General features: G+C 68.2%; 11 protein-coding genes. 7 read left to right on the top strand and 4 right to left on the bottom strand.

Translation table 11 applies throughout. The features are described 5' to 3' along the window. Positions 1-392 precede the first annotated feature (392 nt). From A7U43_RS23155 to A7U43_RS23140, 4 genes are read left to right on the top strand one after another with little or no spacing between them, the layout of a single operon-like run. Complete coding sequence (locus tag A7U43_RS23155) at positions 393-1,886, top strand: sugar transferase (protein WP_231963442.1); 1,494 nt, start codon at positions 393-395, stop codon at positions 1,884-1,886. Positions 1,887-1,937: 51 nt separating this feature from the next. Continuing rightward, entirely contained in the window at positions 1,938-3,203 is a 1,266-nt protein-coding gene (locus tag A7U43_RS23150) for a lipase family protein (RefSeq protein ID WP_231963441.1), read from the top strand. Continuing rightward, positions 3,193-3,996 carry a biotin--[acetyl-CoA-carboxylase] ligase gene (locus A7U43_RS23145; protein WP_067999752.1) on the top strand — a complete coding sequence of 268 codons (804 nt, stop codon included), beginning with the start codon at positions 3,193-3,195 and terminating at the stop codon, positions 3,994-3,996. The genes A7U43_RS23150 and A7U43_RS23145 overlap by 11 nt, the downstream gene beginning before the upstream one ends. Positions 3,997-4,006: 10 nt before the next feature. Continuing rightward, a complete protein-coding gene (locus A7U43_RS23140) occupies positions 4,007-4,525 on the top strand; it encodes a PH domain-containing protein (protein WP_067999750.1) in 519 nt (172 codons plus the stop codon). Here A7U43_RS23140 and A7U43_RS23135 read toward each other — a convergent pair. Beyond that, positions 4,480-5,169, bottom strand: a complete 690-nt coding sequence (locus A7U43_RS23135) for a GtrA family protein (RefSeq protein WP_067999748.1) — start codon at positions 5,167-5,169, stop codon at positions 4,480-4,482. The two genes, A7U43_RS23140 and A7U43_RS23135, sit on opposite strands and share 46 nt — an antisense overlap. Positions 5,170-5,319: 150 nt before the next feature. Between A7U43_RS23135 and A7U43_RS23130 the strand changes: the two genes are divergently transcribed. From A7U43_RS23130 to A7U43_RS23120, 3 genes are read left to right on the top strand one after another with little or no spacing between them, the layout of a single operon-like run. After that, entirely contained in the window at positions 5,320-6,501 is a 1,182-nt protein-coding gene (locus A7U43_RS23130; protein WP_067999746.1) for a 5-(carboxyamino)imidazole ribonucleotide synthase, read from the top strand. Next, positions 6,491-7,021, top strand: coding sequence for a 5-(carboxyamino)imidazole ribonucleotide mutase (gene purE, locus A7U43_RS23125; RefSeq protein WP_067999744.1), 531 nt, complete (start codon positions 6,491-6,493; stop codon positions 7,019-7,021). Before A7U43_RS23130 ends, purE begins: the two co-directional genes overlap by 11 nt. Positions 7,022-7,058: 37 nt before the next feature. Then, positions 7,059-8,219 carry an acyl-CoA dehydrogenase gene (locus A7U43_RS23120; protein WP_067999742.1) on the top strand — a complete coding sequence of 387 codons (1,161 nt, stop codon included), beginning with the start codon at positions 7,059-7,061 and terminating at the stop codon, positions 8,217-8,219. 90 nt (positions 8,220-8,309) lie between these two features. Here the strand turns inward: A7U43_RS23120 and A7U43_RS23115 are convergent, their stop codons facing one another. From A7U43_RS23115 to A7U43_RS23105, 3 genes are all read right to left on the bottom strand, one after another. Further along, positions 8,310-9,110: a class I SAM-dependent methyltransferase gene (locus A7U43_RS23115; RefSeq protein WP_231963440.1), complete on the bottom strand. Its 801-nt coding sequence runs from the start codon at positions 9,108-9,110 to the stop codon at positions 8,310-8,312. A gap of 90 nt (positions 9,111-9,200) precedes the next feature. Beyond that, positions 9,201-9,899: a TIGR03089 family protein gene (locus A7U43_RS23110; protein WP_068003515.1), complete on the bottom strand. Its 699-nt coding sequence runs from the start codon at positions 9,897-9,899 to the stop codon at positions 9,201-9,203. 37 nt (positions 9,900-9,936) lie between these two features. Beyond that, complete coding sequence (locus A7U43_RS23105; protein ID WP_067999740.1) at positions 9,937-11,436, bottom strand: LCP family protein; 1,500 nt, start codon at positions 11,434-11,436, stop codon at positions 9,937-9,939. Positions 11,437-11,522 lie beyond the last annotated feature (86 nt).

Raw genomic sequence — 11,522 nt, 5'->3', positions numbered from 1 at the left:
CGGTGGCGGGTGTCGCGGCTAAGCCGTTAAACAGCCGAACCTCGCACGGGCGCGCAGTTTCAGCAATGACCCCAGGGGTGACCCGCCGGGGGCGGGGAGATCTTGGTCGTCGTGTAACGCATCGGCAACCCCGGCGATAACCCTTGGGTACATCCCATTGACAGACTCGTCCCAGCGCGAATCACCTGGTCAAATCGTCGCGGGCGTCAGTTTTCACCGCATCGCCCACTCGGCCGCGCCGCCCGAACCGAGATCATATTTGCCGGCGAATTTGCGTGCGCGTCAGCCGAAGGGTGGATTTTTGGGGGGAAATGTTGCAAGAAGCAGGAAACAAAGCGATAGTCTTAGGCAGCACGCATGGACCGGTGCAGCAAACGAAGGTGGAAGCGCACGTGACGCTGGTGAGAGAGACGGAACCGCCGATCGCTCTGGTGAGCCCGGCGCCCGCCCGCGACGGCGACGGGCTGCAGTGGCAGCGCCGCTACGGGTTGGCCCTGCTGATCACCGATGTCGTCGTGGTCGGTGCCGCAATGGCCTGTGCTCAAATGGTGCGCCTGGGGCGCCCAGTTACCGATTTCGATCCACTCACCAAGTACTTCGGCCTCTTGTCGGTGATCTTCGGCTTGATCTGGCTGGGTTTGCTGACGGCCTACCGCAGCCGGTCGCCGCGGATCGTCGGAGCCGGCATCGAGGAATACCGCCGGGTGCTCTCGGCGACGCTGGCGACGATCGGTGTCGTCGCCGTCACCCTCATGATCTTCCGGCCCGAGTACGCCCGCGGCTATCTGGCGCTGGCTTTCCCGTTGGGCCTGGTGTTCCTGGTCCTCGGCCGCGCCGCGTGCCGACGGGTCCTCGGCTGGTACCGCAAGCGTGGTCAGTGCGTCAACTCCGTGGTCGCGGTCGGTAACGCGGCCGCGGTGCGCAGCCTGGTGCAGTCCCTGGACCGCGCGTGGGGTTACGGATACTCGGTGGTCGGGGTCTGCCTGACCGGCCGCGTCGGCGGCGGCACCCTCGACGTGCCGGGCGTCGGCCCGCTCCCGATCCTGGGCGACGAGCACCAGGTGGAAGAGGCGATCGTCAAGGCCAATGCGGACACCGTGGCGCTGACCACCACCGAGCACCTCGGCCCGGAGGGAGTCCGCGAATTGTCCTGGGATCTCGACCGGCTCGGCGTAGACCTGGTGGTCTCGCCCGGCATGGTCGATGTCGCGGGCCCGCGGCTGACCATGCGCCCGGTGGCCGGGCTGAACCTGATCCACGTCGAGAAGCCGCAGTACAGCGGCACCACCAAGGTGCAGAAGCGCGCCTTCGACATCTTCGTGTCGCTGGCTGTGTTGACTGCCGCGTTCCCGCTGCTGCTGGTCAGCGCCATCGCCATCAAGCTCACCAGCCGTGGGCCGGTGTTCTACCTGTCCGAGCGCATCGGCCTGGACGGTAAGCCGTTCCAGATGATCAAGCTGCGCACGATGGTCGAGAACGCCGACAAGATGGTTGCCGGTCTCGCCGATATGAACGAGATGGACGGCGGCGTGCTGTTCAAGATCCGCCGTGACCCCCGGGTCACCGCGGTGGGCCGCATCCTGCGCCGCTACAGCATCGACGAGCTGCCGCAGTTCATCAACGTGCTGCGCAAGGATATGAGCGTGGTCGGACCGCGGCCGCCGCTGCCGTGTGAAGCCGATGCCTACACCGATCAGGTTCGGCGGCGGCTGCTGGTGCTGCCGGGCATCACCGGCCTCTGGCAGGTCAGTGGCCGCGCCGATCTGTCCTGGGACGATTCGGTGCGCCTCGACCTGTCCTACGTCGAGAACTGGTCCATCAGCGGTGACCTGCTGATCGCTATCAAGACCGTGCGTACCGTGCTGGGTGGCACCGGCGCCTACTGACGCCCCTTCCGCCCAACCCTGCCTGCAACGACGGTCCGGTAGCGTAGGTCCGTGCGGCTTTCCCGAGGCAACGACCGGCCGCGTTGGCTCGCACGGACAGCGGTCGCCGTCACGGTCATCGTCGTCGTCCTCGCCCAGCTTCTGCTCGGCCGGGCACTGCTGCCGTTCGCGGTGCCACTGGGTCTGGAGTTCGTGAACAGCTTCCCGTCCGCCGGCGGGGCGCCGGTGGCCATCGACACCGCCGATATCACCGACGCCGGCCCCGGCTCACTGGTCACGGCGACCACCATGCCGGGGGTCACCCGCCGGGTGGAAGCGCGCAACCTCCGCGCCGCGCGGGTGCTGTACCGGTCCACATTCGGTGACACCGGCGAGCCCACGGTGGTCTCGGGTTCGGTGTTCACGCCCAAAGGGCCGGCGCCGCCGGGTGGCTGGCCGGTGGTCGCCATCGGCCACGGCACCGTCGGCATCGACAACCCGTGCGCACCGTCGCTGTCGGACACCATGCTCGGTGCGCTGGCGTTCGTGACGCCGTTCATCGATCGCGGGTTCGCGGTGGCGGTGCCCGACTATCAGGGCTTGGGCGCCAAGGGAATCCATCCGTATCTCGATGCCAGGACCGCAGGTCTGAACATGATCGACAGCGTGCGTGCGCTGCGTCATACCTTCGGGGAGGTGTCCACGAAATGGCTGGGCTTCGGTCATTCCCAGGGCGGGGCGGCCACCTGGGCGGCCAATGAGCAGGCCGCGGTGTACGCGCCCGAACTGCGGTTGCTCGGTACGGTGGCGGCGGCGCCGGCCGCCGATGTCAGCGGTTTCGCGGACAAGTCGATGCGCGGCGGGCTCACCTCCGACCAACTGCTGGCCATGCCGGTCATCGTCGAATCGTTGGCCCGGATCCACCCGGAGCTGCAGCGCGACGACTTCCGGGCGGGGGCAGCCGAGCAGTACTGGTCGGTGCTCACCGCATGCCAGGCCCCGCAGATCTACCAGCGCCAGGCCGCCGCCGAGCATCTGCGCCAGCAGGATGTGGCACCGCAGTCGGCCGCGGCGGCCGACCAGTTGCGCGAGCTGCTCCGCGCCTGGGCACTGCCGCAGCGGCCGCTGTCGGCACCACTGTCGGTCTGGTACGGCGGGGCCGATACCCTGGTCGACGCGGAGTGGACAGCAGCGGCCATCGCGCGCGCATGTGCCATGGGAGGAACGGTGACGGTGCAGTTCGAACCGGACAAGGGCCACGCGGGTGTCGATCTCGCGAGCCAATTGGATTGGATGGCAAAGAGATTCGCCGATCAGCCGGTGCCGAATGACTGCTGAACGGCTGCCGTTGGACCGCGACGCCCTGCGCGCCGACCTGTGCGCACCGTGGGATCGGCTCGCCATCGTCGCCGAGACGGGATCGACCAACGCCGATCTGATCGCGCGGGCCGCCGCCGGCGAGGACATCGCCGGGGCGGTGCTGCTGGCCGAGCATCAGAGTGCCGGACGCGGGCGCGGCGGGCGGGCCTGGACCGCGGTGCCGCGCGGACTGGTCATCGTGTCGGTCGGGATCTCGGCGCACGGCGTCGACGAACAGCAGTGGGGGCTGCTGCCGCTGCTGGCCGGTGTCGCCGTCGCGGACACCCTGGCCGCGATCGGTATCCGGGCCGGCGTGAAGTGGCCCAACGACGTCCTGGTCGGCGGGGCGAAGATCGCCGGCATCCTCGCCGAGGTGGCATCGCCCAAGCCGGTCGTGGTGCTGGGCATCGGCCTCAACGTGGAGGTGCTGCCCGAGGAGATCGGGCAGCCCCAGGCCACCTCCGTACGCGCGCTCGGGGTGGGCGCCGAGCGCACCGAGATCGCGCGGATACTGCTGCGTGAGCTGGGCACCCGCGTCCGGGACTGGCAGTCCGGTGCGGCCGCGGCGCTGCTGTCGGACTACCGGGAGCGCAGTGCCACCGTGGGCAGACCGGTGCGCGCGCTGCTGCCCGGCGGCCGGGAGATCGTGGGGACCGCCACGGCGGTCGATGCCCAGGGCCGGCTGTGCATCGCCACCGATGAGGCCACCGAGGTCGTCGCCGCCGCCGATATTGTGCATTTGCGCCCGCTATCCGGCGAGGTGTTTGAGTAGAGTCCACCTCGTGGGCTATCCGGAGAACGTGCTGGCCAGAGACGAGCATGTGGTGCTGCACCGGCATCCGCACTGGAAGCGGCTGCTCGGGCCGGCGCTGGTGCTGCTGGTGGCCACCGCGCTGGCCGCGTTCGGTGCCGGCTGGGTCAATCAGACCGACTGGGACGTCAACGCCAAGCGGATCATCTTCGGCGTGATCGCCGCGCTCTGGCTGGTGCTCGTCGGCTGGCTGAGCATCTGGCCATTCCTGACGTGGTGGACAACGCATTTCGTGATCACCGACCGCCGGGTGATGTTCCGCCACGGCCTGTTGACCCGCAGCGGTATCGACATCCCGCTGGCCCGGATCAACAGCGTCGAATTCAAGCACGGTGTGCTGGACCGGATGCTGCGCACCGGAACGCTGATCATCGAGTCCGCGTCACAGGACCCACTGGAGTTCTACGACATTCCGCGCGTCGAGCAGGTGCATTCGCTGCTCTATCACGAAGTCTTCGACACCCTCGATTCCGAGGAGTCACCGAGCTGATCGGCGTCGCGGACCCGCCGGCGTAGCGGGGTCACGGTGTTGTCGTCGACGCCGTGACCGGCGCGCTGACCGAGGTGGTGCTGCTCGGCGTGGTCCTCGAAGGCTTCGGCGATACCGCCGGCGGTGAGGGTGGACTCCAGGGCCTTCTCCGGGTTGCGGGCGTGCTCGTCGGGGAACACCCAGCGACGGAACGCCCAGAACCGGAACGCCATCTGGAGCAGGTTGCCGATGATGTAGGCGGCGATGAAGTCGGCGATGTTCTCCACCGTCAGCGACACCTCGGGGACGCGCAGGCCCAGCACGTAGCTGGAGAAGTACAGCGGGGCCATGGCCAGCACCACGCCGACGCCGCTGACCCCGAAGAACAGCAGCGCCTCGTGGTGGCGTTCGCGGCCGCCACGGTCCTTGAAGCTCCATTCCCGGTTCAGGATGTAGGACGCGATGACCGCCACGATGCCGGCGATGATCTTGGCCGTCACCGGCTTGGGCTCGAGAATGGTCAGCTTGAGCGTGTAGAAGATCGCCGAGTCGATGACGAACGTCGTCGCTCCCACGAGGGCGAACTTGATGAGCTCATGGTGCCGCTCGGCGAAGGGCCGGATCGGGCGGGGTAGCCGCGCAATCGTGGCATCAGCGAAGGACACGAGGGACGAGTCTACGTAACCACCCTGCCGAAGGTGAACCTGTGCAGGTCACCGCCCGTGCCGGTCGGCCCGCATCCCGGTCGCGTGGGGCATGACACCATATGTGCCGTGCCCCGAACGCCCACTGACTCCCGAGCGCCCGTCGTCGCGATGATCGGCGGGGGCCAGCTCGCCAGAATGACCCACCAGGCCGCCATCGCGCTCGGGCAGACGCTGCGGGTGCTGGCCGCCGCACCCGAGGACCCTGCGGCGCAGGTCACACCGGACGTGGTCATCGGGGGCCACACCGACCTGGACGCCCTGCGCCGTGCCGCGCAGGGGGCGACGGTGCTGACCTTCGACCACGAACACGTGCCGACCGAACACCTGGAACGGCTGGTCGCCGAGGGGGTGACGGTGGCTCCGCCGCCGCAGGCGCTCATTCATGCCCAGGACAAGCTGGTCATGCGCCGACGCCTGGAGGTCCTCGGCGCACCCATTCCGGCGTTCTCGGCGGTCCGCACCGTCGACGATGTCGACGCGTTCGCCGAGCGGACCGGCGCCCCGGTTGTCATCAAGACCGTCCGCGGCGGTTACGACGGCCGCGGCGTGGTGCTCACCCGGGACCTCGCGCACGCCAGGGAGGCGGTCGCCGGGTATCTGGCCGACGGTGTCGAGGTCATGCTGGAGGAGCGGGTGGCGATGCGCCGCGAGCTCTCGGCGCTGGTGGCGCGCTCCCCGTTCGGCCAGGGTGCGGCGTGGCCGGTGGTGCAGACCGTGCAGCGCGACGGGATCTGTGTGGAGGTCATCGCACCGGCACCGGGCCTGCCCGCAGAGGTCGCGGCCGGTGCGGAGGCGCTGGGCCTGCGGCTGGCCGCCGAACTGGGCGTGGTCGGCGTGCTGGCGGTCGAGTTGTTCGAGACCGAGACCGGCGAGATCCTGGTGAACGAGCTCGCGATGCGCCCGCACAACTCCGGGCACTGGAGCATGGACGGGGCCCGCACCGGCCAGTTCGAACAGCACCTGCGCGCGGTGCTGGACTACCCGCTCGGCGACACCGCGGCACTGGCCCCGGTGACGGTGATGGGCAACGTCCTGGGTGCCGCGCAGACCCCGGCCATGTCGATGGACGAGCGGGTGCACCACCTGTGCGCCCGGATGCCCGATTCCAAGATCCACCTGTACGGCAAGGGGGAGCGCCCGGGCCGCAAGATCGGTCACGTCAACCTGGTGGGGTCCGCCGACGGTTCACCGGATGACCCGGAATATGTTGGCGCACTGCGGGAACGGGCGCAACGCGCGGCGCACTGGCTGTCGCATGCAGAGTGGACCGACGGATGGGATGGGCACTGAGGTGAGTGAGAAATTGAGCCCCCGCGTCGGGGTCATCATGGGCAGCGACAGCGACTGGTCGGTGATGGAGGCCGCGGTCGAGGCGCTCGCGGAGTTCGACATCCCCTTCGAGATCGGCGTCGTCTCGGCGCACCGCACGCCGGGCCGGATGCTCGACTACGCCCAGAACGCGGCGGGGCGCGGTATCGAGGTCATCATCGCCGGTGCCGGCGGGGCCGCGCATCTGCCCGGCATGGTCGCCGCCGCCACCCCGTTGCCGGTGATCGGGGTGCCGGTGCCGCTGGCCCGCCTGGACGGTCTGGACTCGTTGCTGTCGATCGTGCAGATGCCGGCCGGGGTTCCGGTGGCGACGGTGTCCATCGGTGGGGCCCGCAACGCCGGCCTGCTGGCGGTGCGCATCATCGGCGCGTTCGACCCCGCGCTGCGCGCGCGGATCGAGGCGTTCCAGGCCGGTCTGGAGGCGATGGTGCTGGAGAAAGACGCCGCGCTGCGGAACCGGCTGCTGGGTGGCGGAGACTGAGCGCTAAAGTTATCGACGAGTAGCGAGGAGATCCCAAATGGTTGCCAATCCGTCATTTGACCTGTTCCAGCTGTCCGACGAGCACAACGAGCTGCGCACAGTGCTGCGCGCGTTGTGTGAGAAGGAGATCGCACCGTACGCCGCCGAGGTGGACGCGCAGGCCCGCTACACCGACGAGGCGCTGGCCGCCCTGGACGGCTCGGGCTTCTCGGCGGTCTTCATCCCCGAGGAGTACGGCGGTCAGGGCGCCGACGCGGTCGCGGCGTGCATCGTGATCGAGGAGGTCGCGCGGGTGTGTGCGTCGTCCTCGCTCATCCCGATCTGCAACAAGCTGGGGACCACCGGACTGCTGATGCGCGGCTCCGAGGAACTCAAGGCCAAGGTGCTGCCGTCCATCGCGGCCGGCGAGGCCACCGCCTCCTACGCGCTCAGTGAGCGCGAGGCCGGCAGCGACGCCGGCGCGATGCGCACCAGGGCCGTCGCCGACGGGGACGACTGGATCCTCAACGGCACCAAGTGCTGGATCTCCAACGGCGGCAAGTCCACCTGGTACACCGTCATGGCGGTGACCGACCCCGACAAGGGCGCCAACGGCATCTCGGCGTTCATCGTGCACAAAGACGACGAGGGTTTTTCCGCCGGGCCCAAGGAACACAAGATGGGCATCAAGGGGTCGCCCACCACGGAGCTGTACTTCGAGAACTGCCGGATCCCCGGCGACCGCATCATCGGCGAGCCCGGCACCGGCTTCAAGACCGCGCTGGCCACCCTGGACCACACCCGGCCCACCATCGGCGCCCAGGCCGTCGGCATCGCCCAGGGTGCCCTGGACGCGTCGATCGCGTACACCAAGGAGCGCAAGCAGTTCGGGAAGTCGATCGCCGATTTCCAGAACACCCAGTTCATGCTCGCCGATATGGCCATGAAGATCGAGGCGGCCCGGCTGATGGTCTACACCGCCGCTGCCCGGGCCGAGCGGATGGAACCCAACCTGCAGTTCCTGGCCTCGGCATCGAAGTGCTTCGCCTCCGACGTGGCGATGGAGGTGACCACCAACGCGGTGCAGCTGTTCGGCGGTTACGGCTACACCGTGGACTTCCCGGTGGAGCGCTACATGCGCGATGCCAAGATCACCCAGATCTACGAGGGCACCAACCAGATCCAGCGCGTCGTGATGAGCCGCCAGCTGCTCAAGTAGCCTTCCCTCTTTTCTGCGCGAGCAGACACATATGGCCGCAATTCTTCACGGAATTGCGGCCATATGTGTCTGCTCGCGGGGTGCGGTGGGCTACCGGAGCAGTTTGGTGACCTTCTGGTAGGTGGTGCGCACGGTCTCGCTGCGCCGCGCGATGTGCACCGGGTGCTTGGGCACCGGCACCAGGATGCTGACCGGATGGCCCACGAAGGTCGATTCGAACACCGCGGTCATGGTCTTGTCCGCGTAGGCGGCATCGAGGGTGCGGCGGTAGCGTTCGGCATGCTCAGGCTGGGTGAACAGCACCTTGTTGTGGCCGATGTAGAACGGCACCAGCGCGCCGCCCTGCTCCAGATAGTGCACGGTACCGACGCACACCCCGGGCCACTGCTGGTTGAACACATCGTCGGCGATCACCACGCCGCCGTCGGCCAGGCTCTTCTCGGCCAGCCGCATATCGGAGAGCACGATTTCCTGGGTGTGTCCGCCGTCGACGGAGAAGATCCGCACGTTCGACATCGCCGGGATGTCACCGGGCACGATCGCGGTGGAGTCGCCCTGGTGGATGACCAGGCCGGTGCGGTCGGTCCAGCGATCGAGGTGGCGCAGGAAGCGGTCCCGGTCACCCTGGCCGGACTTGTCGATATTGGCTTCCTGGTCTTCGAACAGGTCGATGGCAATGGCGGCTTCGCCCGGTTGCTGCAGCAGCTTCATCGCGATGAACAGTTGCCCGTGATGGACGCCGATCTCCGCGATCGGACCGCTGATCCCGGCCTCGCGCTGATACCGATCGACGGCGTGCAGCAACCCTATGGCCGACGACTCCGTATAGCCCTGCACACGTCGATGGCCAAGATGCCGATACGCAGCGAATTTCATGGCGATGCTTCCCACCTGTCACAGGGTACTCACCCGAGGCCGGTCGGCCTATGCGAGGACGATATTGACGCTCAGGGTATTTGATATTGCCGTGGACCGGAGGAATTACCCCCGGCTCACCTTCTCCGTCACACGCCGCCGGTCCAGTACGTCTGGATCGGCATTGGCGACCAGCACCAGTGACGCACCCGCGGCCAGCACGGCCAGAAAGTGCCCGATCATATCGTCGGCGGTGCGCCACGGGGCGGTCGAGAGCATGCGGTCGACCGGGGTGAATCCCTGCTCGTGGGCCGCATCGGTGGCCAGCGCCAAGACCTCGGCGGCGGTCCGGCCGTTCAGCGCGGCGCCGGGTGTGCGCTCGGGCACGATCTGGTCACCGTGCACGCGCACCGAGGTCGCGTAGTCGGTGACCCCGATCGGCAGATCGGGTACCGGCTTGCCGAACGCATCGAGGGAGAGTGCCACCACCTCCCCGAGCCCGGAGTCCGTGCCCACCGCGGCGTCGGCCTCGTCCAGGCGCTCGGCGGTGCACAACGCGATATCGGCCACGGTATCGGCGCCGTCGGGGTCCCCGAAGATCACCTCCGACCCGATCCACCAGGCACCCAGCAGCACGGCGGCCGTCTGCCAGTGCGCGGGCAGCAGTACCGCGATCCTGCTGCCCGGCCCGGCCCCCAGCTCATCGCGCAGCAGGTTGGCGGTCTTGGCGGCCCAGTTGGCCAGCGTCACGGTGGACACCTCGATGCGCTCACCGGTGGCGTCGTCGTAGTAGGTGATCCGCGGGCCCATCGGATCGCGTTTCATCAACGGGTCGAGCAGTGCCGCGCTGAGGGTCGACACGTCAGTTCACGCACTGCGGGTCGTCGGAACCGGCGGTGATGATCGGCGACGGTGGTGGCGCGGCGGATTCCGGGGAGGACACCAGATCGCCACCCTCATACCCCTGATACCACTCGGTGGACGCGGGATCGGCCGCCGGCGTGCTGCCCTCCAGGCCCGAACCCGGTCCCGAGTAGTCGTCGGACAGCACGACCTGCACGGTGCCGTCCGTCATCGAGGGGTCCTCGACGACGGGCAGATTGCCCAGGCTCTTTGAAACTGCTTGAGCGCCAAGGTCATCGGTGCTGTGCGCGCGCACCTGGCTGTTGGCCACGCCGGGGCCCTCGTGGTTACCGACGGAGCCCGCCGTGAATCCGCCGCCGGTCAGCACCTCCGACACCGCAGCGGCCAGGCCGTTGATGTCGGTGTCGTTGATCACGTCGACGGTGGTCTTGTCGGGGGAGTAGGCCACCTTCTCGGTGTTGCCCTCGGCCTGCTCGGTGAGCAGGCTGTCCACCCATTCCTTCACCTGTTCGGGGTCGATGCGCACGACGGACTGCATACCGTCATCGCTCCAGCCGTCTTCGCGCAGGATCGGGATGGTGGCAAATGCCACCGAACCCGCCGCGATCTCCTGGAGCTGCTTGATGAAGTCCATGATGTCCCAGCCCTCCGAGAGCACCACCGAACGCTGCACCGCGGTCTGCAGCCGGCCCAGAGTGGCCGGGCTGGACAGCGTCTTACCGGAGATCACCTGATGCGCCAGCGATGCCATGACCGCCTGCTGGCGGGTCACCCGGTCCAGGTCGCCGCGCGGCAGGTCGTGGCGCTGGCGCACGAAGCTCAGTGCCCGCGGACCGTCCAGCTTCTGCCAGCCTGCCGGGAAATCCGCCCCGGACATCGGTTCGTACACCGGCTCTTTGAGGCACACATCGACCCCGCCGAGCGCATCGGTGATGAGGCTGAAGCCCAGCAGCCCGATCTCGGCGTAGTGGTCGACGGTGACACCGGTCAGGTGCGCCACCGTTTCGATGAGCGCTTCGCGGCCGGCTTCGATGCCCTGCTTCTCACCCTCGGCGGGGTCCATGCCCTCGACCTCGATGAGCTGTTTCATGGTGGCCAGCTTGGCGTCGCCGTACACCCCGTTGATCTTCATCTTTCCCTGGTCGTCCGGCAGGTCGACATAGGTGTCACGGGGGATGGAGATCGCCGTCGCGGACTTCCCGTTGTTCGGGATGCGGACCAGGATGATGGTGTCGGTGTTGGTGGCCACGTCGTCGCCGACCCGCAGGGTGGCCAACTCCTCGGCCGACAACGGGTTCCCGTGCGCATCGGTGCGGCTGTCGACGCCGACCAGCAGGATGTCGATCGCGCCGTCCTCGCCGCCCCCGCCGAGCGCGGCGGAATTGACGTGGTTGATGCCGTCCTCGAAGGAACGCACCGTGCTCCAGGCCACACCGGTGGACACCACGACCGCCACCGCGGCAATGACGCCGACCGTCCTGGTCAGCCGATTTTGCATCAGCCCAGGCTACTGGCCGCAACCGGGATGTCCGCCCAAGCGCGTCGGCGTGCCAACCACGTCGGTGCCGGATCCGCGGTGGCGGT

Source organism: Mycobacterium adipatum, assembly GCF_001644575.1.
GTDB classification, from domain to species: Bacteria; Actinomycetota; Actinomycetes; order Mycobacteriales; family Mycobacteriaceae; genus Mycobacterium; species Mycobacterium adipatum.
Note: the sequence above shows the minus strand (reverse complement) of the source record. Positions and strands in the feature narration are given on the sequence as shown.

What these genes read in the sequence shown, in the direction of transcription:
- A7U43_RS23110 (WP_068003515.1), bottom strand. Translation starts at nt 9,899, where the DNA reads ATGAAACGCGATCCGATGGGCCCGCGGATCACCTACTACGACGACGCC.
- A7U43_RS23120 (WP_067999742.1), top strand. Translation starts at nt 7,059, where the DNA reads ATGGTTGCCAATCCGTCATTTGACCTGTTCCAGCTGTCCGACGAGCAC.
- purE (WP_067999744.1), top strand. Translation starts at nt 6,491, where the DNA reads ATGGGCACTGAGGTGAGTGAGAAATTGAGCCCCCGCGTCGGGGTCATC.
- A7U43_RS23130 (WP_067999746.1), top strand. Translation starts at nt 5,320, where the DNA reads ATGATCGGCGGGGGCCAGCTCGCCAGAATGACCCACCAGGCCGCCATC.
- A7U43_RS23105 (WP_067999740.1), bottom strand. Translation starts at nt 11,436, where the DNA reads ATGCAAAATCGGCTGACCAGGACGGTCGGCGTCATTGCCGCGGTGGCG.
- A7U43_RS23145 (WP_067999752.1), top strand. Translation starts at nt 3,193, where the DNA reads ATGACTGCTGAACGGCTGCCGTTGGACCGCGACGCCCTGCGCGCCGAC.